The sequence below is a fragment of the Stenotrophomonas sp. genome, assembly GCF_050737575.1.
In the GTDB taxonomy this organism is placed as follows: Bacteria; Pseudomonadota; Gammaproteobacteria; order Xanthomonadales; family Xanthomonadaceae; genus Stenotrophomonas.
In genome coordinates this window covers 177,710-203,845 of record NZ_JBOHXW010000003.1, presented here as the reverse complement: position 1 = coordinate 203,845, position 26,136 = coordinate 177,710, and the positions used below count along the sequence as shown (strand labels likewise).

The 26,136-nt window shown below is 63.7% G+C and carries 7 protein-coding genes; 2 read left to right on the top strand and 5 right to left on the bottom strand.

Annotated features, from left to right (window positions below):
* Positions 1-6 precede the first annotated feature (6 nt).
* From ACREP4_RS07140 to ACREP4_RS07125, 4 genes are all read right to left on the bottom strand, one after another.
* Positions 7-3,384 (bottom strand): hypothetical protein, encoded by a 3,378-nt coding sequence (locus ACREP4_RS07140; RefSeq protein WP_431595482.1) that lies wholly within the window; start codon positions 3,382-3,384, stop codon positions 7-9.
* The gene (locus tag ACREP4_RS07135; RefSeq protein ID WP_431595481.1) at positions 3,381-15,089 is read right to left on the bottom strand and encodes an SdrD B-like domain-containing protein; all 11,709 of its coding nucleotides are present in this window, start codon (positions 15,087-15,089) and stop codon (positions 3,381-3,383) included. The genes ACREP4_RS07140 and ACREP4_RS07135 overlap by 4 nt, the downstream gene beginning before the upstream one ends.
* A 343-nt stretch (positions 15,090-15,432) precedes the next feature.
* Positions 15,433-16,179 (bottom strand): winged helix-turn-helix domain-containing protein, encoded by a 747-nt coding sequence (locus tag ACREP4_RS07130; protein WP_431595480.1) that lies wholly within the window; start codon positions 16,177-16,179, stop codon positions 15,433-15,435.
* Positions 16,180-16,644: 465 nt separating this feature from the next.
* Positions 16,645-18,789 carry a S46 family peptidase gene (locus ACREP4_RS07125; protein WP_431595479.1) on the bottom strand — a complete coding sequence of 715 codons (2,145 nt, stop codon included), beginning with the start codon at positions 18,787-18,789 and terminating at the stop codon, positions 16,645-16,647.
* A gap of 246 nt (positions 18,790-19,035) precedes the next feature.
* Here ACREP4_RS07125 and ACREP4_RS07120 point away from each other — a divergent pair, with 246 nt between their 5' ends.
* The gene (locus ACREP4_RS07120; protein ID WP_431595478.1) at positions 19,036-20,721 is read left to right on the top strand and encodes an Hsp70 family protein; all 1,686 of its coding nucleotides are present in this window, start codon (positions 19,036-19,038) and stop codon (positions 20,719-20,721) included.
* On the top strand, positions 20,718-22,229 hold the full coding sequence (locus tag ACREP4_RS07115) for a hypothetical protein (RefSeq protein ID WP_431595477.1): 1,512 nt from the start codon (positions 20,718-20,720) through the stop codon (positions 22,227-22,229). The genes ACREP4_RS07120 and ACREP4_RS07115 overlap by 4 nt, the downstream gene beginning before the upstream one ends.
* A 106-nt stretch (positions 22,230-22,335) precedes the next feature.
* On the opposite strand, the gene ACREP4_RS07110 is transcribed toward ACREP4_RS07115, so the two are convergent.
* A complete protein-coding gene (locus ACREP4_RS07110; protein ID WP_431595753.1) occupies positions 22,336-26,133 on the bottom strand; it encodes a translocation/assembly module TamB domain-containing protein in 3,798 nt (1,265 codons plus the stop codon).
* Positions 26,134-26,136 lie beyond the last annotated feature (3 nt).

The following is a 26,136-nucleotide window of genomic DNA, read 5'->3' as shown; positions in this document are numbered from 1 at the left end:
TCGTCCTCAGCGGGCCGGATCGCGGTAGCGAACCGGGTCCCGACGGAAAAGATCTTCATCGAACTTGAAGCGCAGACGCAGGAATGCGCCCTGCTGCGTGTACTCGTAACCGTTGAGGTCGCTGTCACCCTCGAAGCCGGTCCAGTTGTAGCCGGCCGACAACCACAGGTTCTGGCGCAACAGGCGACCCACTTCCAGACCGTAGGCGTATTGGTTGGCACCGTACTGGCCACGGAAAGTGGAACCCAGCACGCCGATGTCCCAGTTCTCGGTGATGTCGTAGACCACGCGGCCGGACAACAGCACGGCGTTGAAGCTGCTGTTGACGCGACCACCGTCGCTGTAGGCGAACTGGTCACGCTGCCACTTGCCGGCGATGCGGCCGGTGAGCCACCACGGACGCGACGGGTGCCAGTCGGCATGCGCCGAGACGATATGCGCACGGGTGCGCACGTCCTGGCTGGTGCCATCCACCACTTCACCGTCCTGCAGAGTCAGGCCGCTCTCATCGCGTTCGAGCTTGTACTCGTAGCGCATCAGGGCGTTGATCCGGTTGCGGTCGGTGTCGCGGTAGGCCAGGCCAAGCTGGAAGCGATCCTGCAGCACGTCACCACGGTCTTCGTAGTTGGTGGCCAGCAGGTAATTGCGGCCCAGCAGGGTCCAGTCGCGGCTCAACTTGCGGGCCAGCATGAACTGCAGCAGCGAGGTGTTGAAGGCCTCGTTGCCGACCGTGCCCGGCACGTCCTCGGAGATGCGGTGCTCGCCACGGATGGCGCCGCGCCACAACGGGTTGGCGCTGTAGTCCAAGGCCAGCGCCAGGCCGGTGCTGTCGCCGGTATCACCGGCCACCACGTTGACCCGCTCAACCGAGCTGCTCAGGCGCACGCCCTGGGCGATGTCCCAGTTGTTGCGGATACCCGAAGCCGCCTGCACGTCGCGACCGCTGATCGAGTCACGCATGCGGTACTCGGAGAACGTCTGCGTGTCGCGGATGTAGCTGCTGTCGATACCGAACACCAACGCATCGGCCTCACGGTCGGTGGTGGTGATGCCGTAGGCGCTGGTCAGGCCGGTCTGCTTTTCGTAACGGCCGTACAGACGGCTGCGCTCGAACACCTGGTAATCCACGCCCGCGGCAACGCGGTTGCGGTCTTCACCGCTGACGCTCTGTTCGTACTCGGCGCCGCCGCTGAACTTGTCGCTGAAGCGGTAACCCAGGCCCAAACGTGCGCTGTCCGATTCCAGTTTGGTGCCGATCGGCAGATCGCTGGTGATCGGGCTGCCGCTGGACGAGCCGTTGATGACCATCAAGCCGGTGGCCGGGTCCAGCGCCTGCTGGCCGTAACCCATCGCACCGCCGCCGCTGCCGGTGGCAAAGCCGCCGGTCAAACCGCCGGTCTGGCCGAACGGTGCACCGGACGACCACGGCGAGGTCACGCCGATGGTTTCGCGGATGCTGCGCAGGCCGACGTCCACGGTCAAACGCTCGGTCGCACCGATGCGCACACCGGCGCCGCCGGCATCACGCTCGCCGCCGTCGGGGTTGCGGTCTTCACTGCGCAGGCCTTCGACATACAACTCAAGGCGCGGACCCACGGCGTACGCCATGCGGGCGCTGTATTCACCACGGCCGCCGTACAGCGGCGAGGCGGCGTTGTTGAACTCAGGATCGGTACGCGCGGCGAACACGCGGGCGTCGAACTTGCCACCGTCATGGGCGAATTCCACGCGCCAAGCATCGCCTTCCACTTCGCCGGTGACATCCTTCAAACCCTGCGAGGTCACCTGGTTGAGCGAGTTGGTATTCACTTCGCTGCGGGTGCGCGCGAACTCGGCCACCAGCATGGTGTTCTGCCCGAAGCGATAGCCGGCGTTGACGCTGCCCATCTTGAATTCGGCATACGGGTTGCGGTCTTCCACCGCCGAGGCGCCCACTTCCAGCTTGTCGGTCAGCTTGAACTGGCCATCGGCGCCGACCACCCAGAACTTCTCGGTCTGCTGGTCCAGTTCATAGGTGATGCGCAGCGACACCGGGTTGAGGTCGCTGTCGAACGACGGCAGGAACTGGTTGAGCAGGATGCGCCCGGAGAACGGCTCGAAGCTGTAGTCCACCAGACGCGCCAACGGCTTGACCGAGACGATGCGGGTGGGCTGGTTGCGGTCGCGCACGATCATTTCCACGCGCTCGCTGCCTTCCAGCACCGCGTTGTTGCGCAGCGCATACGGGCCACTGCCCTGGCTGCGGAACTCTTCGATGATCTGCCGCAGCGAGTCTTCGATGGCGAACACGTTGGTACGCACGCGCTCACTCTCGAAGTGCCAGCCCAGGCCGGTCGCGGTGCGGTTGTAGGTGCTCAGGATGCGCTGCGGGATCGGGCCGCTGCCACCGATGCCGCTGGTGGTGGCCAGCGTGTCGCCGGTCTGGAAATCGCCGTACAGCAGGTAGCTGCGCTTGTTGTCCACACGCACATACAGGCGCTCGGCCGAACGCGCGTCGAAGCCACGCAGCGACGAATCGCCGTACACCGGGTAGAACTCTTCCGGCTGGATGTCACGCAGCAGACGGCCGCGTACATCCTTGTCCGAATCGTAGGCCGCGGTGAGCAGGTACTCACCCTTGATCTGGCCCTTGACGAAGAACGCGGTGCGCGCCGAGGCATTGGCCTTGCCGTTGTTGAACTGCTTCTCCCAACGACGGATGTCGCGGTCGAAGGCGTCGTGATGCTGCACCGGCGAAACCAGCCCGGCGTTGGACTTGTTGCGGAAATTGACGATGCCTTCGATCAGGCCGGTGGCCAGCAGCTCGCGCATTTCCGGCAGAAAGCCAATCGTGCCTTCAGCGGTCTGGTTGCCCGAGGTGATCCGCAACAACACATCCTGCGGATCATGCGGGGCAATGAGGTCGAACTCGGCCACGCCGTTCTCGACCGCCAGCTGTACACCCGGCATTACCTTGTCGGCATCGGCCGCGCCGGGGCCGAACTCATCGGTACGCGAGCCCGGCAGGCGGATGCGGCCACCGCTGTTTTCAATGGTGACGTAGCTGGTGCCGACCAGCGGCTTGCCGTCAGCGCCGAGCAGACGCAGGGTGATGTGCACCGGCGTCTGGCCATCGGCCGGCACGCCGTCGCGGTCCACTTCCACCGACACGCGATCCACACCGACGTTGATGCTGTAGTCGGCCTCGCCCGAACGGGCAGCGACGACTTCCGGCGGCGTATCGGTGGTGACCAGCGAGCGCGGATACAAGGTGCTCGCATCACCCAGCACCGGCGTGAAGCGGCTGCTGCCGACATGCTGGGCCATGGCCGGCAACGCCGCCGTGGCCAGCGCACAAGCCAGCAGGCTCATGCGCGGCATGGTACGCAGGGAGTGGCGGCTCATGGCTGCACCTCCTGCGAAGCGGCGGCCGAGGGCGGGTTGGGTCGCGGATGCACGATCGGTCTCTGGTTGGCCGAATCCGTGGCCTGTTGCGGCGCACGGGCGGGCTTGCTTTCAAAGCGCAGCGGCGACTGGCCGGTTTCGGTTTCCGGCGCACGCACCTCGCCCTGGGTACGACGGGCCTTGACCTGTTCCAGCAGCGGGTTGGAGCAGCTGCCTTCGATGAAGTCGGCGCGGTGCAGCTCACCGTTCTTCAGGTCCAGGAACAGGCTGTCGGCATCGCCCAGGTTGCGGTTGCTGCTGGTGGTCAGGCGCGAGCCGGCCGGCAGCGTGGACGCATCCACCTTCAGCGTGTGGCTCTGCGGGGTCAGGCCGCAGTAGCTGTACTTGCCTTCCGAATCGGAGATCACCCAGGTGCCGTTGGAGAAGTACAGACGCACGCCCGGGATACCCAGCTCTTCGTTGTCCTGCAGGTGGTTGTTGTTGCAGTCCACGAACACCTTGCCCAGCACGCACGCTTCTTCGGTGAACACGCCACCGGTGACGCGCACGCGGTACTCGGCACGGTTGGACGGCACCGAACCCGGCACCGGCGTCATCGATTCCGGATCAATACAGCCACCGGTGATCGAGCAACCATGTGCCTGGGCGCGGTTGATGCCGTCACCCTGCTGCGCACCCACGCCAACCCGCACGCGGTAGGTCAGCACCAACTGCTGGCCGACGTTGATCGGGCCGAGGTTGAAGCCCAGGCGCGGGCCCGGCTTACCGAACGGCTCGTCCAGCGCACGGCCACCGACGCGCGCGGTGCCGTCGATGTAGGTGAAGCCACGCGGCAGCGTATCGACGATGTTCAACGTCGCCATCGCGCTGCCGGCGGTCTGCCGCACGGTGATGGTGTACTGCACGGTGTCACCGATTTCCGCGGTCTGGCGATCACCGGTCTTGGTGATGACCAGGCCGGTGGCTTCGGCCGTATCCAGCGGGATGTGGTTGTGGACGATGCCCGCGGTTGCCGAACCGGCAAACAGGTTCAACCAGTACTGCGTTGCCGTACCCACCGCACCGGTCGGTGCGCTGGCCTGCGGCTGCACCATGTGGGTGCTGCCTGCGGCACCGGCCGGGGACAGTGAACCGTCCTGCGGTGTGATCAGCGACGACACGAACTGGTAACCACCCGGCGGCGTCACCGTCAGCTGGAACTCGCAACGTGCCGGCGCGGCCGGACCAAACACGAACTGGTAGTAGCCGCTGTTGCCAACGGTCATCGAGACCGCGTTGCCTTCCACCTTGTAGCCACCGGCAGCGGCGTTGAGCACCGCGGTCAGCGGGTCGTAGCCGTTGCACAGGCCCACCGGGGTGAGGGTCACGATGGAACCGGGCACCGGATCGCGGGTGACCGCGTCATACACCAGGCCCGACGGATCCACCGGCAGGCTCTGCTGCGGCAGATGCTGGCCGGCTTCAAGCACGACCTGCAGCTGGCTGCTGCCGTTCTCGGTGACACGGCAAGCGCTGACGCTCGAATCGGTGATGGCACGCGGGCCGTCACAGGCAACGCCCATGCCGCCGGCGGTTTCCTGGTTGACCGGCCATGCCCACAACACGCCCGAGGCAGGGTCGCGGAACTGCAGGTTCCACTTGATGCCCGGCACCACATCGCCGAAGCGGTAGCTGCCGTCCACGGCGGTGGTGGTGGTCTGACTCACCAGGCCGGTGGCTGCATCCAGCAGTTCCACGATCCACGACTGCAGGCGCTCATCGCCGCCGTCCAGATGCGTGTCTTCGCTACCGATGTCGAACCACACGGTGCCGCCTACCGACGCGGCCAGCTGCACCTCGTTCGGCACGCGGCACACGTTCTGGGTGATGGCGGTATCGCACACCGGCAGATCGGTGACGTCGCCTTCAAACGTGGTCTTCTCTTCCGGCGTCGGGGTGCGGAACTCGTTCTCGCCGCCGCCTTCCACCAGCACCGCATTGTTGACGGTGCCGGCCTTGGCAGCCTCAGCGGTGACGTTGACCTTGACGGTGATGTCCGAGGTCGAGGTCACGCCCGCACTGAGCACTTCCGAACTACGGCATTCAAAGCGGGTATCGCCCACCGCACCGGAGCAGGTCCAGCCATTGCCCGACGGAACTTCCGCCAGGTTCAGGCCAACCGGCAGACGATCCTTGACGAGGTACTCGCCCTTCGACGCCTGCTGCCCGCCGTTACGCACACGGATGGTGTACGTGGCGACGTTGTTGACGGTGAACTTGACCGTGGTGGACGACTTGCTCACCAGCATGTCCGGCGAATCGCCGATCTCGCCGAAGTTGTTGTCCACCGAGTTGTTGCCCGGCCTGAGCACGATGCCATCGATCATCGAAGGCGTGGTTTCCTTGCCGGTGACCTTGGCGTTGGACTTGTCACCATCAACGGTGCCGGCGGTGGTCAGGCCATTGAGGGTTTCGGCAGGCTGCGTCGGCTCGGTCACCACATAGGTGCCCGGACGCAGGTTCTCGAACACGTAATGGCCCTGCGCGTCGGTCTTGCCCGGCACGTTGATCGCGTTGCCCAGGTCATCGGTGCCGGTCAGCACGACATCGATCAACGCATAGCCACCTTCGTCGCTCTGCTTGATGCCGTCATCGTTGCTGTCGTTGTAGACAAAGCCGGCAATGCTGCCCACCGGAATCTCGCCGAAGTTGTTGTCCGTCGAGGTTTCGTTCACTCCAACCTTGATCGTGCTGATCTTCGACGGCGTGGTGCCCGGCGTGCTTGCGGTGCCACCGGTGCTGCCCGGTACGGTCTTGCCGTCCAGGGTGCCCGGCGGCTGGTTCGGCTCGGTCACCGTGTAGGTGCCCGGCGGCAGGTCGGTGAAGCTGTAGTTGCCATCGGCATCGGTGGTCACCGTGACGGTGATCTTGGTGCCATCGATGGCCGTGCCTTCCAGCTCAACGGTCACGCCGCTGATGCCCTTTTCATCCGGGTCCACGACGCCGTCGTTGTCGGTATCCACCCACACCTTGCCGCTGATGCCGCTGCTACGCGGAATCTCGCCGAACAGGTTGTCCACCGAGGCGCTGCCCGGCGTGCTCAGGTCGATGTCGGCAATCTTGCTTGGCACGGTGGTCACCGGCGTGGCGGTGCCCGAAGCGACACCGTCCACCTTGCCCGCCGTGGTGATGCCGTTGGCGGTGCCGGTCGGCTGGGTCGGCTCGGTCAGGCTGTACTTGCCCGGGCGCAGGCCCTCGAAGCTGAACTTGCCATCCTTGTCGGTGGTGGTGCTCAGGGTCACGGTCGCGCCGGTGTCATCGACACCGCTCAACTCGATGACCACGCCGTCCAGGCCGATTTCACCGGCACCGGCAATGGCGCCGTCGTTGTCGACATCCAGGAACACGGTGCCGGCAATGGACACCTGCAGCACTTCACCGAAGTTGTTGTTTTCGGAGGTGCCGCCGGCCGCCAGGGTGATGCCACTGATCGCACTGGGAACGGTGTTGACGCCCGTGGCCGTGCCCGTGGTCGTGCCGACGGTGGTGATGCCGTTGGCAGTCGCAGTGCCATTCCAGGACGGCTGATCGGCTTGCTGGGTCACCTTGTAGCTACCGGCCAGCAGATCGATGAACTGGTACTTGCCGTCGGCATCGGTCACGGCCTTGGCCACGGCAACGCCCTGAGCGTTGACGGTGCCGGCAGGCAGTTCCACTTCCACGTTCGGCAGGCCCGGCTCGCCGGTGTCCTGCTTACCGTTGTTGTTGCTGTCCAGGTACACCACGCCCGACAACACCGCGGCGATCTCGCCGAAGTTGTTGTCCTGCGAGCCGGTGGCCGGCAGGTTGCTGATGGTGATGACGTTGCTGGTGTTTTCCTTGCCGTCGGCCAGGCCGGTCGGCTGCGTCTGGGTGATGGTGTAATCCACGCCCGCGATCGCGTCAGGCCAGCTGTAGTTGCCGTCCTTGTCGGTGGTGATCGTCTCATTGACGTCGTCGCCACCTCCCGGCTTTCCATCCGGGCCATTGCTGGTGATGACGATCGTCACGCCCGGGATACCCGGCTCGCTGCCGTCCTGATCACCGTTGTCATTGCGGTCGATATAGACCGTGCCGCTGATCGGCGCCTTCTTCAGCTCGCCAAACAGATAGCCGTCGGCCAGTTGGCCTGCACTCAGGCCAATACCGGTGATGGTGTTGGCTGCCGCGTTGCTGCCAGCGGTGGTTGCGTTGCCGGCAGTGTGCTTGCCGTCTTCGTAACCGGTCGGCTGCGTTTCGGTAATGGTGTACGTACCTTCCAGCAGATCGCCGAAGCTGTACTCGCCATCACTGTTGGTGGTGGTCGTACGCGAGGGGATCGTCGCGCCGCTCTTGTCGGTGCCGCTCAAGGTCAGCGTGACACCCTCGATGGCCTTCTCGCCGGCATCCTTGACGCCGTTGTTGTTGCCTGAGGTGGTGGCCGAGAAATCCTCGTACACATAACCGGCCAGCGCACCCAGCTTTTCACCGAAGTTGTTGCCAGCCGAGCCCGTCAACGGCAGCTGTTTGATGCTGATCTCGTTGGTCGTGTGCTCCTTGCCTTCGGCATAACCCGCCGGCTGGAGTTCCTTGATCACGTAATCAACGCCGGTCGGCAGATTGGCAAAGGCATAGTTGCCCTGCGCATCGGTTTCCACGCGCTTGAGTTCAGTGGTGCCATCGGCGGCATACAGCACCACCGTGACCTTCTCGATACCGCCGTTGGCGGCCGAGTTCACCGTGCCCGCATCACCGGCATCGAAGCTGCCGTTGTCATTGCGGTCCACATAGACCGTGCCGCTGATGCCGGCCACCAGTACTTCGCCGAAGTTGTTGTTCTCCGACACGCCACCGGCCGCCAGGATGATGCCACTGATCGCACTGGGAACGGTGTCCACATCCGTCGCCGTACCGGTCGTCGAACCGACGGTGGTCTTGCCGTTGCTGGTTTCGGCACCGCCGTACAGCGGCTGCTTCAACTGCTCGGTCACCGTATAGGTGCCGGCCAGCAGATCGATGAACTGGTACTTGCCGTCGGTACCGGACATCACCTTGGCCACGGCAACGCCCAGGGCGTTGAGGGTGCCGGCAGGCAGTTCCACTTCCACGTTCGGCAGGCCCGGCTCGCCGGTGTCCTGCAGGCCGTTGTTGTTGCTGTCCAGATACACCACGCCCGACAACACCGCAGCGATTTCGCCGTAGTTGTTGTCCTGCGAGCCGGTGGCCGGCAGGTTGCTGATGGTGATGACGTTCGGCGTACCAGTGTTGACGGTGCCGTTTTCCTTGCCATCGCCCAGATCGGTCGGCTGGGTCTCGGTGATGCGGTAGTTCTTGCCGGTGACCGCATCCGGGTAGCTGTAGTGACCGTTGGCGTCGGTGACGATGGCCGGACCCGGCACCTTCACCCACGTCCCCGGGCTCTGCTCCACCTCGATGACGATGCTCACGTTCGGGATGCCGGTCTCGCCAGCATCCTGCTTGCCGTCATTGTTGCGGTCGATGTAAACGGTGCCGCTGATCGGCGCATTGGCCAGCTCACCGAACAGGTAGCCGCTGGCGTTCTGGCCAGCCGTCAGGCCAATGCCGCTGATGATGTTGGCCACCGCATTGCTGCCCGCCGTGGTTGCATCACCCACGGTGTGCTTGCCGTCGATATAGGCACTGGGCTGGATTTCGGTGATGACGTAAGTGCCTGCAAGCAGGTCGCCGAAGCTGTACTCGCCGGTGCTCACATCACTGGTAACCGTGCGATCGACCGAGGCACCCGCTGCATCGGTGCCGGTCAGGTTCAACGTCACACCACCGATGGCCTTCTCGCCAGCATCCTTCATACCGTTGTTGTTGCTGGCAGCCGTGCCCGAGAAGTCCTCGTACACGTAGCCCGCCAGCGAGCCCAGTGTTTCGCCAAAGTTGTTGCCCACCGAACCACTCACCGGCAATGCGCTGATGCGGATCTCGTTGGTGGTGTGTTCCTTGCCGTCGCCATAACCCGCCGGCTGCAGCTCCTTGACCACATAGTCAACGCCGGTCAGCAGATCGCCGAACGAATAGTTGCCGAATTCGTCGGTCTTCGCGCGATTAAGCTCAGTGATGCCATCGGCGGCATACAACACCACCGTGACATCCTTGATGCCGCCATTGGGAACCGAGTTCACCGTGCCCGCATCACCGCCATCAAAGCTGCCGTTGTCGTTGCGGTCCACGTAAACCGTGCCGCTGATACGAGCAACCAGGATCTCGCCGAAGTTGTTGCTTTCCGACACGCCACCGGCCGCAAGGACGATGCCGCTGATTGCACTGGGAACGGTGTCCACATCCGTCGCCGTGCCACCCGTCGTGCCGGCCTTGGTGATGCCGTTGCTGGTGATGTCACTGCCAAAACTCGGCTGCAGGATCTGCTCGGTCACCGTATAGGTGCCCGCCAGCAGGTCGACGAAGGTGTATTCGCCGTTGGCGTTGGTGACCGCCTTGGCCACGGCCACACCCAGTGCATTGAGGGTGCCCGCAGGCAGTTCCACTTCCACGCCCGACAGGCCCGGCTCACCAGCGTCCTGGATGCCGTCGTTGTCGCGATCAAGGAACACCACACCCGACAACGTCGCGCCGATTTCGCCGAAGTTGTTGTTGGTCGAGCCGGCTGCCGGCAGGTTGGTGATGGTGATGACGTTCGGCGTGCCGGTATTGACGGTGCCGTTCTCCTTACCATCGCCCAGCCTGGTCGGCTGCGTCTCGGTGATGCGGTAGTTGTTACCGACAACACCATCGTCGTAGCTGTAATGACCATTGGCGTCGGTGACGATCGGCTGGCTGGTGACAACCGCCGTCCAGGTGCCCGGCGTCGTCTCCACTTCCAGGGTGATGGTTACCCCGGCAATGCCCGGCTCGTTCGTGTTGTCGCTGCCATCGTCATTCTGGTCGAGGTAGACACGCCCGGAAATGATGCTGACGAGGTTTTCGCCGAAATTGAACTCGGTGCCATCCTGACCTGAAGACAGGTCAATATCGGAAATACGGCTGGTGGTGGCTTCGTCCGGACTCACGCCGTTGCCCGGCGTGCAACCCGTCGCGCACAGAACGCCGCCGATCTTGCCCTTGTTCACGGCATCAGGACGGTTGGCATAGCCCGTAGGCAGTGGCTCACGCAGCGTATAGACCTTGAGCGGATCAAGGTTCTCGAACTTGTAGGCGCCATTTACCGTCGTGCGGGTGTCCAGCACCGTCGTCGGATTGCTGGCATCGAGCAGTTCCACCACGGCGCCGTCGATCAGCGTGTCACCCGCCCCGTAAGTATTGTTGCGGTCCACATCCACATAGACCAGGCCGGACAGGGACGGAAGCCCGATCTCCGGGAAGTCGTAGTGGGTGGCGGTGTCCTTGCGGCCAATCTGGACGCCGCTGTAGATCACCGAGCCGTTGTAGGTACCGCCATGCGATGCCGCGCCAGGCGCAGGTGCCACCGGCACCATGTCCGGGCTGTCCAGGTAGCCGCTGGGCTGTACCTGGGTGACCGTGTAGCCGGCCGCGTCCGAGGGCGGCAGGTTGTCGAAATTGAAGCGGCCGTCAGCGCCGGTTGTCACTTCGATGTAGTTGACCGTTGCACCACTTGCCCCGCTGCTGAGCGCATTGCCATAGCTGTCGGTACCCGACAGGCGCACCACCACCTGGCCGATGCCCGGCTCGTCACTGTCAGCCTGGCGGTTACCGCCCTGGCCGGAGGTGCGCAGCCGGTCCTCATAGACCACACCGGACAGCGAGGAACGCACGAACGGAATTTCTTCCTCGTCCTTGTTGTTGTTTGGCTTGCTGTCTACCTGCTCGGTTTTCACCTCGGTGACATTCTTGACCTTGCCACCGCTGGGCCAGCTGGTATGACGGACCTTGGCGATCACACGCACCTTGCCGGTCGCGGTGACGTCACCCACATTGCAGGTGATTTTCAGACCAGTGACCGAGCACGTGCCGCTACCGACTGGCGTGGTATCGACCTGTGCCGGGCCTTTCTTTTCCCAGGTCACATCATCGCCGATCAGCTCGGTTCCGGCCGGAAGCGTGTCAGTAATGACGGTGCCGGTTCCACTTGCCGGACTGGTGCCATTGCGATCCTTGGAAAGGCTTGCACCCGGGCCATGGTTGGTCGCATCCATGACCCAGTAGAACGGCTGCCACAGCGTAACGTCCGTTGCCGCCGCTGGCGTCGGGGCATCGGGGTCGGCAACCGGCACATCGGTATGCACCGACTTGGCGATGCTCAGGTCCACGCGCGTGCGCACCGTGGTGTCCTGCGTCTTTGATACGGTCTGGGCTTCCACCGCCGATACCGAGACCGTGTTCATCACCGTGTCGCCATTGGCGGCCGGTGCGTCCAGATACTCGTACCTCAGGAATGCATAGCTGTAGGCACGTGCATTGAGCACGCCTTCGGCATTGTTGGCGAAACCGGAACCGGCCAGGTTGCAGCTGATGTTCAGGCCAGCATCTCCTGGACCGATGCCAGCGCCGGTGAACGTGGTGGAGCCCGTTACGGTGCAGTTGGCCACGCTGTAGGCAGCATCAGCCGGCCGGTTGTAGCTCGCGCTGGTGGCCATGCCCAGGAACCTGACCTTCTGGCCAACCGGTACACGCAGCGTGTCGTTGAGCATCACATTGCTGGCAACGGACGGACCGAGGTTCTGCACGGAAACGCGGTAGGTAAGCGTGTTGTTGCCCGGATTCAGGCCGTCGAAGCCCAGCGGATCCACGCCGCCAAAGTCTGGCTCACCATCGACAGTCAGGTCATCCTTGTTGACGACCAGCGTGGCGGCTTCCTGGGTGAAGGTCAGCTCCGCATCCTTGGTGTCATCACCGCTGTCGGTGTTGAAGTTGTAGTTCGGGCCCGTTGCGCCACCGGTGATTTCGAACTGGCCGACGTCGTGGAAACTGCGGCCCGCCGGTGCATTGGGGTGACGGTTTGGACGGATCACAACCGTCATCACTTCATTCTGGCGGTACGCCATGTTCAACGCCGGGCAGGCGATGCTCAGCTGAAGATCAGAACCCGTGGGGTTGCTGTAAGACGTACCACCGCCGGCATTCGGGTTCTGGACAATGCCCGGTGCCACCGTTTCCACCGTGCAAGCCACGGTGCTGGGCGTACGTGATGCCGACACGAACACGAAGCCGGGATCGTTCGCCGGCACGGTGAGCACATCGCGGAACACAACGTCGGGAATCAGCGACGGGCCGTCATTGAAGTAGGTGATCTTGTATTCGCTGTTGACGCCAATCTGCCCAACGCCGTTGTTGGACACGCTCTTTTTCGCAGTGCGCATGTTGGCCTGGCGCTCAATCGCCACCCAGTCCTTGGCCTGGTTGTTGGCCGCGTTGGTCTCGGCTATCGAGCTGGCGATCGCTGCATCAACTGCCACACCCGCAGTGTTGCAGTAAGCGCCTGTCGCTGGCGCGTCAACGCCACAACTTTCGGTTCCGGTCTGTGCGGACGAGTCAAACAGCGGGCGAGTGACCGTAATGGTGATGTCCTCAGACTCACCCGGTTCCAGGCCTTCCGCATTCGAGCGGCACGTCACCGAGCCTGCATTGACCACACAAGCCCAGCCCGAGACCGAACTTGCGGTGACGCCGGTGCCCGGCAGCGCCGTCCCTTCAATCTCGCCCGGAGGAACATAGCCCGGGATGGTGTCGTTGACGACAATGCCGGTGGCCTTTACCGGAGCATCACCGACATCGAGGTTGGTGACGCGCAGGGTGTAGGTCATGGTGTTCTGATTGAACTTCAGAACGTTGTCTGCACTGCCGGCGGCATTGGTCCGCTTTTCAAGTGCCAGATCCACCCGGTCAAGCGTCGTACGCGTGCCATCACCGGCGCAGTTGTTGGTCGAATCCCGGTCGCCGTACTTGACGCTTGCATTGTCAGCGCTGGTACCAGGAATCAATGAACCACCGGAGCCACCCGTGCAGGCCTGGTTTTCCATGTTCAGATTGGGCGCGCGCGCGCGGGTGATGATCTTCAGCTCCGGCGTCCTGCCGTCCTTCGGCAAGGGGTACTTGCTGGGGTCCAGGTCACAGGTGACAACCTGCTTCGGGCCACCCTGGGTCCACGGCGACGGCGTGACCGAGCACGACCATTCCCCCGTGTTGCCACCGCTGACAAATTCCTCACCCTCTGACAGCTCATCCACGACCTGCACATTGCTGGTCGCCGCCCCCGGCCCGTCGTTGAGCACATTGATGAGCGAGGTCATGCGGCTCTCGCTGTCATCGCCCACGCCGTTCCACACCGAAATCAGCTTGGGGTTTTTTTTCTTGGTCAGCGCCAGATCGACGCCATTGGACATCACCGGGAAGGTGATAGCGCCTGCGTTGTTGCTGGTGTTCGGGTCGTCGGTTTCTGACTCCACATGTGCCGTATTGGTCACATTGCCGGAGCTGTTGGTACCCGTGGACGGTGCCAGTGCATTGAACTCAAAGTTCACCACCGCGCCTACCGCCAAACTGCCGGTGTAGTCGCACTTGATGCGGGTATCGTTATCGAACTTGGCGCAGATCCAGTTCGGGAGTATGGGCAACGGTTCGGTAAGCGTGAAACCCTCCGGCAAGGTGTCTTCCCAGCTCGGGTTCAGTGCAGGACTAGGGCCCGGGTTGTTGATCTGGATCTGGAACGTCGCCTGCTCACCCGCAATGACCGGCGTGCTCTTCAGCCCCTTGCTGATGGCCAGATCCGCACCCGCAGTCACGACCGTGGTTGCCGTATCGTTGTTGTTTTCCGGGTTGGACTCGCGTGGCTGCGAGAGGTCATCGCTGGGTTCCACCACCGCCAGGTTTTCAACCGTGCCGGTGGCTGCATTGACCTTGGCACGCAGAGTGAACGTGGCGCTGCCACCCTCCGGGATCGCAGCGCCCGTGTAGGTCGCCGTCATGCTGCCTTCGTTGAAGGACCAGTCCGAGCCCGCAAAGCTGCCTGGGACATAGGTTGGGCCGGACAGGCTGTCAGCTACCGTGAACCCAGTCGTGGGGCTCGGACCGTCGTTGTGCACCGTAACGGTATAGGTAGCAATGCCGCCGCCAATGATGGTCGCCGGGCCCTGCTTTACCAGGCGCAGGTCCGTGGAACGCTCCAGTGTCGTGCGTTCCTCCTGCCAGTTGTTGTTCGTGTTCCCGTCGTCGCCGTAGAAAGGCGGCGGCGCGGGTTGGCCCGGGCGCAGGCTCTCAACCGAACCGGTGATGGTATTGAGCTGATCAGCGAAACCAATCGCACCGAACAGCTTGACATCCTGCGTGGTGGCCCCGGAGATGGCACGGGTGTCCACTTCAAGGTCGAATATCAGCGGCTCCTCTGTCTTCAGCTCGGGTAGCGTGCAGGTCACGCGCACCGGTGTGGTGGCAGCAGCGGTACAGCTGTTCAACCCGTTGACTTTGCTCAGCGTCGCGCCCAGGGGAAGGTCGAATACCACCGCGCCATTGCTGACCGACTCGACATCGGAGTTGCTGGCCGTTATCCGGTACTTGATCAAGGCGCCGGCAGCCACCGGATCAAACCCCGTGTCACTGACATTGAGGATCAGATCACTCGCCATTGCAGTGGCCGGCGCTAGCCAAGCCAACGTCATTGCGGCCAGCGCACGGGTGATGCGTGTCCGCAGTCCCGATCGCTCCTGTTTGACTACGGCGACGTAGCCACCAATGGCACTGCACTGCTCGAAAAGACTTTTCACCGGGTAACCCCATTGCAAACGCGCGGCTACACCAGGCCGCCAGTTCAGCTGGCAGCCCGGGTAAGACGAGATTGGTTGGAAGACGAGCCGCCCCAAAAACGGATCGTCAGAACGACATCGCTATTCAGCGATGTCGTGAAGGCGGAATTCTTACGTCGGCCTTCGAGGGTTACAGTTCCGGTTTATGACGAAAACTCACGCAGACTCACGCCCGGGCGGTCTGGTGATCCGGATTTATCCGCTATCGCCTTGATTTAACGGAATTTTCATTCCCTTTAATTCACGAATGTGACGATGCGCCGCTTTTACAAACGTGACTCATAGGTGAACACAAAAGTGTGAACTACAGCGTCAGCCGGTAGCCCGAACCGCGAACTGCGCGGATCGGCAGGGTACAACGGGTGACGCTTCGCACCCGGTTCCGCAGACGGTGCACCAGCACCTCAATCCTATGCGGATCAAAGCTCCACGGCTGCTCGGTCAAGGCCGCGATCAGCCGGTCACGGCCAATCGTCTCATCAGGTGATGAGAACAAAAGCGAGAGGAATGCACGCTCAGCCTCGGTCAAAGCGAGAACTTGGCCGCTGGGCGCGCGCAGGTTCCAGCCACCCGATTCCAGCTCCCACGCGGCCGATGTTTCGCCGGCCACTGCGGCCTCGATCACCTGTGCCGGCTCACCCGGCAGGCGGCGACGCAGGCTGTACAGCTTGGCGGCGAGCAGTTCCACTTCCGGCCGGTGTGCCAGGCAGGCATCGGCGCCGGCCCACAGGCCTTCTGCAACGCGCTGCGGGGTTGCTGCATCCACCAGCAACACCACGCCCAGGTCATCACGACGGCGCAGGTGTTCCACAGTGGTGGAAAGGTCTTCGTCCACCAGCGCGGTGTCGATCAACACCACGTCGCACGGAACGATGGCGAGCTCACGGTACAACGCCGTAATGCTGTCCATTGCATGTACCTGTGCGCCGTAGCGCTGTAGCGGTAACACCACATCCAGGTTGCCGACTATCCATACGCGTAGCGGCGCCAACGCCCGCGCCAAAGCATCGTCAGCAGCCGCTGACACGTTGTCCAATTGTTGCGTTACCACACAATTTCCCCGCTGTGAGGCACATGACCCTGCCCAATATAGGGGAATATTAGCCCACCGTAATGTCAGTTACTGAGGCAATTCTTAAAGAGCTTTCTTACAGCGGTTAAGAAACGCCTGAACACGCCTTCGTTTCAACGCGTGATCGAGGTCTCGCATTTTTTGTGAACTGCCGCCGATACGCTGCCGCACGCGAGGTTGCGCGCGATGGAGTCATGTTTCGTTGCAGCGTGCGCGCATAACGCCTTATGCCGTGTGTAGCTGGCATTACAGGTTCGACGGGTGCGTTGGAATCTGCCGAAGAGGCCTGTGCATTGCGCAAAGCGGCGCGTTGTTTCATTGAAACTTGCGCGGTCACGCCTCATGCCGAACATGGCTCAGCACTGCCGTTGCGGCAGGTGTGCGGGAACGTCTCGGCAATGCCCTTGCCGAGCAATGCTCGACAAGGGCAACACGGTGCCGGTGTTACTCCGCCGGTACGCCCATTTCTTTCAGCAGTTCCGGTGCCGGGTAGACCTTGGCCAGCAGCCAGCGCAGGTAACGCATGTCCACATGCACCGCGCGCTTGTAACGCGGGTCGAACCACCAACTGGCGCTCACCGATTCCCAGTTGGAATCGAAATTCAGGCCAATCAATTCACCGCGTGCATTGAGCACCGGCGAACCGGAGTTGCCACCAGTGGTGTCCAGGTTGGTCAGGAAGTTGACCGTCTGCGTCTTCAGCACTGGATCGGCAGTGCTGCCGAAATCACCCTTGGCAATCGCCGCCAGCAACGGCTTGGGCGCGTCGAACGGCACCGTGTTGGTGTTCTTCTCGACGATGCCGGCCACGGTGGTAACCGGCGAATAGCTCACCGCATCGCGCGGATGCAGCGCTTCCACCTTGCCGTAGCTGATGCGCAACGTGCTGTTGGCATCCGGGTATACCGCGCGGCCCTGCTTCGCTCGCCAATCGAACAGTGCCTGCATGTAGGACGGACGCAGACGCAGTTGCTCGCCCTCGCGCTCCTTGCTTTGACGTTCGGCATCGAGCTGCGCGACCACCAGGGCCGCGGCTACTGTCGCCAGTGGATCGCTCTCGATGGCGCCCCCGGTGCGTGCGCTTTCAAAGCGCGACAGGCGCTGTGCTTCGTCGCCCAGTTTGGTCTGTGCGTACAACGCATCCAGACGCGTGGCCAGCTGCGCCGGCGTGCGCCCGAACAGCGTGTCGTACTGCGCATTGCGCTGCGCGTCGGGCAGTTGCTGATAACGGGTGAGCAGCGCGGTGACAATCGCTTTTTCCACCGTCGGGTCGTAACGACGCTGCACCTGCTTGAGCACGCCTTCGATCAACGCCTGGTCGCGCTGCTGGTAGCCGCTTTCACGCGCCGCGTCGGGCTTGGCCGATTCAATGCGCAGCCGTTCCAGCAACATGGCCGAACGCAGCAGCTGGGTCTGGCTGGACAACAACGTCACCAGGAACTCGCTGTTGCCCACTTCACGATCCGCGGCCAGCGAGGCGAACAAAGCATCGATATCGGCTTTGTACTTGCTGTCGGTGGCAGCCAGCATGGCCTGCTCGTCCTGCGCACGCTGGGCCTTGGCATCGCTGCGCAGCAGGCCTTCCAGTTCACCGGCCGCGCGCTTGCGGTTGTTCTTCAACGACTGCAGCTGCGAGGCGTAACGCGTGCGTGCATCGGCGTTGGTCTTGCCGACCGCTTCGATGGTGTCGATCAACTGCTGGAACACGTCAACGCGGCGCGGCAGCACGGTGTCGATCTGGTTGCCGAATTCAGCGGCGGTACGCAGGCGATACGTGGTGCCCGGGTAACCGGCCAACATCGCGTAATCGCCTTCCTTCGGACCATCCGCTGCCATCTTCAAATGTGCCGGCGGCTGATACGGAACGTTGTCCTTGTTGTACGGCGCCGGCTTGCCGTCCTTGCCCACGTAGGCGCGCAGCAGGGTGAAGTCACCGGTGTGGCGCGGCCACATGAAATTGTCGATTTCGTCGCCGTAGTTGCCGATCGCGCGCGGCGGTGCGTACACCAGACGAATGTCGGTCAGTTCCAACTGGCGGATGCGGTAAAAGTCGGTGCCGTAATACATGTTGGCCACCGAGCAACGCACGCCGCCTTCGGCTTCGCAGTCAGCGACGATACGCTTGCGTGCGTTTTCCACGGCGTCGTAATACGCACGACCGGTCTTGCCGCGTGCGTCCTTGAGCACGTCATCGGTGACCTTGTCGAAACCCACCGTCACCAGCACCCGGTAATCCGGATTGGCCGCGCGCTCATCGGCGCGACCCTGGGCGATGAAGCCCTCGTTGATGGTGTCCTGTTCCTTGCTGGCGTTGTACTGGATCACGCCGTACGCCACGTGGTGATTGGTCAGCAGCAAGCCATCGCCCGACACGAACGCGCCGGTGCCACCGCCAACCCGCACCACCGCGCTCAACGGTGGCGCGGTGACATCGGCCAGTTCTTTCGGATCACCGTTGAAGCCGGCCTCCTTCAGCGTTTTTGCCAACTCCGGCAACTGCGTGGGCATCCACATGCCCTCGTTGGCGTTGGCGGCAGCAGCCAGGCTCATGCCCAGCACCAGCGCAGCGGTAAGCGGTTTGCGCGTCATTGGATCTCCAGCGAAATACAGAACAGGCGTGGACAGTAGCGGCGCCAGTCAGGTGCGGCAACCGCCAGCGGTCATGGGGTTGGGGTTCACAGGCCGGGATGGGCCGCAACTGCAGCCTGCTGACCAGCCAAGTGCCAACCGGCCCTGATGCCGCCGACGGATCCCTACCCGGCACATCAAGGTCGTGGTTCCAGCGGCAGAGATGCTTGCCTACAATCGACGGCCAACCAGAACAGGCAGTCAGGGATGATCGTCGGCATAGATTTGGGCACCACGCATTCGTCAATCGGCCTGCATACGGCCAATGGCCCGGAGCTGTTCCAGAATCCACATGGCCAACTGCTGACGCCTTCGGTAGTCAGCATCGCCGATGGTGCCGTGCTGGTCGGCCAGGCCGCACGCGACCGTCTGGTCAGCCACCCCGGCGAGAGCGTCGCCCACTTCAAACGCTGGATGGGCACCGAACGCGAGACACGGCTGGGCGAGCACCGCTTCCGTCCGGAAGAACTGTCCGCGCTGGTCCTGCGTTCGCTGCTGGCCGATGCCGAAGCCGCACTCGGTCACAAGATCGAAGAAGCCGTCATCAGCGTGCCGGCCTATTTTTCCGACGCGCAGCGCAAGGCAACCCGCGCAGCTGGTCAGTTGGCCGGCATCCGCGTCGAACGACTGATCAACGAACCGACCGCCGCCGCGCTGGCCTATGGCCTGCAGCAGCGCGACGAGGAAGGACGCATCCTGGTGCTGGACCTGGGCGGCGGCACCTTCGACGTTTCGATCCTGGAACTGTTCGACGGCATCATCGAAGTGCACGCCAGCGCGGGTGACAATTTCCTGGGCGGCGAGGATTTCCTGCAGGTACTGGTGCAGGCCTTCAAGCAGGATACGGACCTGGATCCAGCTGCGCTGGACAGCTTCGAGCACGCACAACTCGTTCACCGTCTTGAACAGATCAAGCGTGAACTCAGCTCCCGTGGCGCAACCAATCTCGATATCACACTCGCCGGACGTGACCTGCAATGGACGATCGAGGAACCCCGGTATGCACAGCTCTGCGAGCCCTTGCTCCAGCGCATGCGCATGCCGATCGAGCGCGCCATCCGCGACGCGCGACTCAAGCCGGATGCATTGGACGATATCGTGCTGGTGGGCGGCGCCGCGCGCATGCCGATGGTCAGCCGCTTGGTGACCCGCATGTTCGGTCGCTTGCCGCTGCGCCACATCAATCCCGACCAGGCCATCGCGCTGGGCGCTGCGGTTGCCGCAGGAATGAAATCGCGCGACAGCTCCCTGCGCGAAGTGGTGCTCACCGATGTCTGTCCGTACACACTGGGCACGCAGGTGTCGCGAATGGCGCCGGACGGCAAGGAACGCACGGGCTATTTCCATCCCATCATTCAGCGCAACAGCGTGGTGCCGGTCAGCCGCGAAGACACGTTCCATCCCATCCGTGATGAGCAGAAGTTCCTGCGCATCGATGTCTACCAGGGCGAAAGCCCGACGGTGGACAAGAACATCAAGCTCGGCGAACTGCAGGTGCCATTGTCTGCCAGCAGCACCGGTGACCGCTCGGTCACCACCCGCTTCACCTACGATGTGGACGGCATTCTGCAGGTGGAAGTCACCGAGAACGCGACCGGCAAGCGCCACGAACTGGTGCTGGAACAGAACCCCGGCGTGCTCGCGCCGGAGCAGATCCGCCAGCGCTTGCAGGCGCTGGATGCACTGAAGATTCACCCCCGCGAGCAGCAGGTAAACCTGGCACTGATCGCCCGCACCGAGCGCATGTATTCGGAATACGTGGATCAGCGCGACCAGTTGCAGGGCTGGCTGCTGCAGTTCTGCGAAGCGCTGGAGAGCCAGGACATGCAGCGGGTAGAGCGCCACCGCCGCGAACTCAGCAAGGTGCTGGATGAGCTGGAGGGCGTGTATTGAACTGGGCGCTGGAAGTACTCGAACTGGAACAAGGCGCCGACGAACGTACGATCAAACGAGCCTATGCCCGGCTGCTGCGCGGCAACCGTCCCGACGATGACCCCGAGGCCTTCCAGCGACTGCACGAGGCCTATCAGACAGCGTTGCAGTGGCATCGCTACCGGCAGGATTCCGCCGACGAGCAGGAGGAAGACACGGACATCGAGGGAATCCATTGGACCTTCGATCTGAACGACATACGGGACGACCATGCTACGTTGACGGCCGTGAACGCCGAAGCCGTTCCGGTACCGCAGGCAGCTGCCGCCGTGATGCAGGCATTCGAGCAGCCCCCAGCCCCTTCGCCTGAAATGACGGAGTTCCTGCGCACGCATCTGGCACCGGACGACACCTTGCGGCCGCAGCCCATCGACGTCGACACGCTGGTCGAACGCATTGTCGATGCTGCCCGGACACTTCCTCCCAACGAATTCGACAGCTGGCTGCACGCCTGCCCGGAGCTATGGTCCCTGAGCGGCAAGGCGGATGCAGGCAGTGCATTGCTCGGTCGGTTTTACCGAGAAGCTGACTCCATCGGCGGCGCCAACTTCGACCTGATCGCCACGGCTTTCGGCTGGGACGAAGTCGGCACGCACGTTGATCCGGATACGTTGGCGTCCATGCGCGAGGGCATGCGCCAGCATTGGATATGGCAGGCAGGCAACGAGCCTGCTTTGGCACTGCAGTTGCAAACGGACAAGAACGCGCCGGTGTCGCTGCCCGAAACACGGCGATGCCGCATGCTGTTGACCCGTCCATGGCACCGCATGCAGGCCTTGCTCAGCGCGGTCAATCCAGCACACGTGCACATGATGCGCAGCGCCCTGCAGCACGTCGGTGGTTGCAACGCGTCCCTGCCGTGCCCGCCGTTGCGTGAAGAGCAGGTGCAATTCTGGCGCGATGTCAGCCATGAAGATCGACTCACCTCAAATCGCGTCCTGCTCGGCCTGATGCGCAGCCTCGGCCTGATAGCACTCTGGTTGCTGCTGCCATCGGCGACCTACCTGCTGCAGGCCTACGCGGATCTCAAGGCCGGCTCCGGTTGGCCGCCCGCCCGCGACCTTGTGCCGCTGGGCCTTGCCGGCATGTTGGTCATGTTGATCCTCGGCATGGGACTGCTGCCGTGGAAGCTGCTGCTGCGTTGGCTGACATCTCCTGGACCGGCGCGGGTACTGCTTGCCTTGCTGGGGCTGGCAGCCATTGCAATCGGACGAACCCAGATGAGTTTTCTGGGTGCCATGCTGGGAGGGGCGACACTGTGGATCATCATGCGGCGAGCGCTGCGCAACTCACCCAAGCTGGACCGCCTCGCCCCCGTGCTGACGATAGGCCTGTTCGTGGCCGCACCCTTCGTTACGACCAGCATGAACATCTCATACGCCGAACTGACCGGCGGACTGACGTTGGTGCTGGCATGCGTATCCGGCATTGCCCTCGCGCATCGCAACTACACACGTGCGCGCGCCTGATGTGCAGACTTCAAGGGAAGCGCAGCGTGATCGCGACACGCTGTTGATCTGAAGGCGCGGGGACGGTCATCTCCGCGCCTGCTCCCATGACGGCCGCCAGCCCGCCTTATTTCTCCGTGCGCCAGTTCACCGAACCGCGGTTTTCCACCGTGGACGATTCCACTTCGATGTCGAAGCCGCGACGCAGCAGGTACTTCAGCGTCAGCACCGAGCCGCTGCCGACCAGCGAAACGCCGTAGCCCACATAGAGTTTGGGCGTGATGTATTTGCCCACACCGATCACCGAACCGCCCAGCGCGCGTGATTGGCTGACGCCCGCATCATCCAGGCCCAACTTGGCGCCCACCTGTGCCGCCAATAGCCCGCTGCCGGCCGACAACGCCGCCGATGCTGCGTTGACCTGCTGCGCCTGGTCGCTGCTGGCCATGCTCAAACTGCGGCCCAGCACCAGATACGCCAGCGACTCGGATTGCGACATTGCCGGGTCCGACCACACGTCCACCTTCGGCGCCTGCGCGCGGCCGGTGACGTGGATACCGGCGGTGATATCACCGATTTCACGCTCGGCCTTGATGTTGATGCGCGGGTCCGAAACGATGCCGTAGTTCCACAGCAACTGGCCGTCGGTGATGGTCAAATCCTGGCCGTAGGCCTTGTAACGACCACTCACTTCCAGGCCGCCGTTGGCAGTCATTTCGCGGCCCGGACGGGCACGCACCTGCATGCGTCCGGTCAACGCACCCTTCAGGCCGAAGCCGGTCATCTTGACCTTGTCGCCGAGGCTGACGGTCAGGTCCATGTCCAGCGGTGAGGACGGGCCTTCTTCCGGGTCTACCGGGTCCAGCACCACCACATCTTCAGACACGGAAGTGCCGCGATCCAGGCGCTCCAGATCCAGATCGGCCTCGGGCACATGCACGCTGCCGCGCAGTTCCATCGCCGTACCGGCCAGGGTGAAGTTCAGATCCGGGTTGGCGACCACGCGCAGTTCGCTGGTGTTGGCCAGCAGCACTTTTTCGCCGGAAATATGCAGCTGCAGCGGCTGTGCATCACCAAACCACGACAGCCCGCCATCCACTTTCAGCGTGCCTTCGCCACCGGTTTTAGCCGAGGCATTGATCCGCGCCGAGCCATCGGGCTGGGCGATGAAACTGCCCGCGCCTTCGCTCAAGGTCAGCCCCAGCGCCGGCAGTTCGCCGGTGAAATCGCTCAGCTTGGCGTCACCGCCCAAGGTCGGCTGCGCGCGTGTACCGCGCAGGCTCACATGGCCTTCAATCAGGCCCTTGGGCCGCACCAGATCCGGCGAGAACAACTCCAGCCAGTACAGCCGCGACATGTTGAGGTACAGCTCGCCGTTGAGCGCGGCGCCCGGCTCCCAGCCGGTCTGCACCTTGGCATCAACGAAGCCGTCGCCCTGGAAACCGACACCGAGATAGCCCTTGATGCTGTTGGGCAGCAGGTCCACGTTGAGCGAGAAGTGGTCATAGCGCACCAGCTCGCCACGCGCGTTGTCGCCCAGGCGGATGCCGCCTTCGGCCGAGGCCACTTTGAAACCGCCCTCGAACGCGTTGCCGCGCGGGCGAAGTTCGCCATCCAGCGTGACCTCGCCGCGCAGATGCAGGCGGCGGCCTTCATTCGGCGGCAACCACGGCTGCACCAGCGCCAACGGCAGTGCGTCACCGCGCAGCGTCAGGCCATCACGCGGCCAGTTGGCACTCACGCACAACGCGCCGCCGGTGTCCGAGCCCAGGCAGGCATCGCCCAGCGTGAAGTTGCTGCCCTGCACGCTGAATGCCGATGGCTGCCGCAGCTGCCACGGCGCGCCCTTGGCCGGCGCCAGCCGCAGCGAGGCCAGTTCACCGCGCCATGCCTGCCCGGCCTGACGCACGCTGCCGCTCAGTGCGATGGCACCCAGCTCGTTGCGGGTGTCAGCGTCCAGCTGCAGATTCTGCACGCTGCCGCGTGCATCGACGCGCACGCTGTCCAGCAGCATGCCGACGTCAACAGCGCTGCCTTGCACCTGCAGCGCGCCGTTGTCGCCCTTCCACGGCAGGTGGCCGTTGATGCTGACCTGGCCGGCCTTCCAGTCGTCCCATTGCAGGCCGTTGCCGCGCAGGTCGGCGGTGATGTCCGGTTGGCTTGGCGTGCCGCGCAATTGCAGGGTGCCGGCCAGGCTGCCGCTGCTGCCGGGCAGCAGGTCGGACAGATGCAGCGGTTCCAGCTGCGCGTCCACGTTCAAGCGGTCGCCCACCTTGCCCTTGGCTTCGATGCGGCTGTCGCCCACCACCAAGCGCACATCGCCCTCGCCCTGCGTGCCCTGCAGCGCGAGCTTGGCGCGCGCTTCCACGGTGCGGCCACGCAGACGCCCGCTGAGCTTGGGCACGTCCACTGTGGCTTCAAAGCGCAGGTCGTCGGTGCCGGCCGGCGACGGCAACTGCTTGCCGGTGGAGGCCAGCGTGCCGGACAGATTGCCTTCCCAGCCCGGCAGGAAATAACCGGGATCGAAACTGGCCAGGGTGGCGTCCACATCCCAGCTCACGATCGGCGCCCACGCGGCGGCGCCGGTCAAGTCCAGTGAACCGCCCGGCGTGGTCGCCTTGAGTTGTTCGATGCGCGCCTGCTGATCGTTGCCGCGCACGTCGAAATCGAGACTGGCGTCCTGCGCGTCGCGGGCGACATCGGCCTTGCCGATCGCAGCCCAGTTCTTGAGATTGCCGGCCACGCCCAACCGCGCTTCTTTCAGGTGCATCGGCACCGGCGGCGCGCTGTCCGGCGCGGTGGGATCCGGCGCCGGCGTCCAGGTCAGCTGGTTGGCCACCACCGCAAAGCGGAAGCCGGGATTCTGCGCATCACTGAAATCGGCCGTGCCCTGCAACCGCACGCTGCCGCCGAAGACTTCGGCCACCAGCGGTGCAACGGTCAGCACCTGCTTGTCGATGGCGACGTTGGACGGCGCCAGCACCAGCTCGTTCTCCCCCTGGCGTACCCGGCCCTGCAGCTGCGCCTGGCCGCCGCGACCACGCGCGGTGAAATCCAGCGCCAGCGGTGCGGGCGCTTCGGCCATGAACTGTGCCGGCACCAATTGGCCCAGATCCAGTTCCTCCGAACGCGCGGCAATGTTCCACACCGGGTTGTCACGGCCGTCCAGAATCAGGCTGGCGTGCAGCGGCTTGGGCGCGTAGCCGGCCAGCGCCACTTCCATATGCGCCAGATCGCCACGCGCCACCAAACCCAGCCGTGCGGCCGGCTGGCCCGGTCGCGCCGGCATCAGTGCGCGCACGGTGAGGTCGGTTTCGTAATCGCTGCGCGGCAGGTAATGGCCGTCGATGCGGAAATCACCGAGGTTGCTGTTGACCTTGATCTGGGTGGCGCGGAATTCGCCATCGGCCGCTTCCAGGCCGCCACGGATGCGGGTGATGTCGATCACCGGTTGCTGCATCTGGCTGATGCGCAGGCCGTCAACCACGATGGTGTCAGCCTGCAGGGCCAGCGGCAGCTCGATGGCGGGCAGCACGTCCGGCCAGTTCGGCAACTCGAACGGCGTGTCTTCCGACGGGCCCAGCTCCAGCGTGGCGTCGGTGATGCGCAGCGCGTCCAGGCGCAGCTTGCGGCCCAGCAGCGGGCGGATGTCCGGATCCAGATACGCCTGCGCGGCGGTGAAGTGCAGGTCTTCGTAGCGGAAGTCGAGGTCGTGCAGGATCAGCGGGCCGGCCAGCGGGCCGTCGGCCTTGCTCCAGGTCAGCGACGAATTGGCGGGCAGCCGCGCCACTACCTGTGCCAGCAGCACTTCACGTCCGGCCACGGTCTGCAGCAGCCAATACACCGCAAACAGACCCAACAGCACCAGCACGGTGATGCTGATACCGCTGCGCACGGCAAGCTTGCGCAGGCGCGCCTTGCGCATGGC